The organism is Mesorhizobium sp. M7A.F.Ca.US.014.04.1.1, from assembly GCF_003998745.1.
Lineage (GTDB): Bacteria > Pseudomonadota > Alphaproteobacteria > Rhizobiales > Rhizobiaceae > Mesorhizobium > Mesorhizobium ciceri.
This window is the reverse complement of sequence record NZ_RZRW01000944.1, coordinates 1-1,458: the sequence shown is the minus strand read 5'-3', so window position 1 is coordinate 1,458 and position 1,458 is coordinate 1. Positions and strand designations below refer to the sequence as shown.

The following is a 1,458-nucleotide window of genomic DNA, read 5'->3' as shown; positions in this document are numbered from 1 at the left end:
GCCGAGCAGGACATGTGCCGCATCCATTCGCTGACGCTCGACGGCCGCACCATTGCCTGCCTGATCGTCTTCGTCGAAGCCGGCATCGCCTACACCTGGAAGACCGCCTATGACGAGACGCTGGCCAGCTATTCGCCGGGCACCTTGCTGATGATCGAGGTGACCGGGCAGCATCTCGACGATCCCAACATCATGATGACCGATTCCTGCGCCGTGCCCGACCATCCGGTGATGAGCCGGCTATGGGCCGAGCGCAAGCCGATGGGCACGCTGGTGATCGGCCTGACGCCGGACGCCGACCGCCTCACCCGCCAGGCCGCCTCGCAACTGCACCTCTACCGCGAAACCCGCAACATGGCCCGCCTGCTGCGCAACCGCATGAAGAGCTTGTTGGGGCGGCGCTGAGAAAAGGCAAGGGTGCGGTTCTGGAAGGATGGCACATTTTCGCTGCAATATTTGACACAGAGGTGGCCGGGACTTTACTTCGATTGCCCAAGAGGCAAGCGCTAAGATCGACTTCCGCTTCAAAAAAACGAGATTTCTTGCAGCAATTTTCCGGTGAAACCCGGCAAGATCTACTCGCATTCTTGTCCTTGATGCACGATAGTCTAGTGATTCGGTCCGCGATGAGAGAAAAATGTCGCTGAATCATGAGGCCAACGGCGCCCGGCACATCAGTGCGAACGACAGCGCCGTTGTCCGAAGGGCCGACGAAGACTTCGAAGAACTGATTCGAAGCATCCGAGCCGCCACGCATCAAGCTTTGCCTCTCTTCGAAGAGGAGCCCGTGACCGGATTGGCCCAGTCAGACACGCTGGCCGCCTCCCTCGGCTCGACTTCGGCCCGGACGGGCTCGAGTCAGGCCCACGCCATGCGCGGCTCCTCGCTCTTGTCCAACGATGACGACTTGGCGTGGTCGCTGGTTGAGGACTATGTGGCCAGGCTCGATGCGCAAACGCACGATGCCGACGCTCCCGATACGGACAAATGGGACTTGCAGGAAGAGGTGGCGAAGCTGCAACGTTTGCAGGATCGCACCTCGAAAGAGCTTGGGCGAAAATCGCGCGAGCTATCGATCGCAAGCAAGACCATCGCCGACCTGGAGGTCCAACTCAACAGGGCACGGCAGACCATTGCGCAGGCGGATAGGCATGCCGGCCAGCGCGCAACACGGTTCCTCGAAGCGAATGTCGAGGTCGAGCGCCTGGGACGGAACCTGGCGCGCGTGTCGGGGCAACTCCGCGACGAGACCATGGCCAGGCAAGCCGCCGAGCAGGCGCGTGAGGACGTTGCATTGCGGCTCGCCAGCTTGCAACAGGCCGCCATGCTGCTTCGTTCCAAGGTCGCGGACTACCAAGTCCACAACGAACGACTGACCGGCAAACTATCTGCGCAGATGCTTGTACAGCAGGACCTGCACCCGCGACTGTCCACGGCCGAGCATCATCCCCGCGGCGG

General features: G+C 61.6%; 2 protein-coding genes. Both read left to right on the top strand.

All coding sequences use genetic code 11. The features are described 5' to 3' along the window. Positions 1–405: GNAT family N-acetyltransferase (locus EOA22_RS33370; protein WP_164756170.1), on the top strand; the 405-nt coding region annotated here is incomplete at its 5' end. A gap of 232 nt (positions 406–637) precedes the next feature. Further along, positions 638–1,458, top strand: an 821-nt coding sequence (locus EOA22_RS33365) for a hypothetical protein (RefSeq protein WP_164756169.1), incomplete at its 3' end; no start/stop codon positions are given.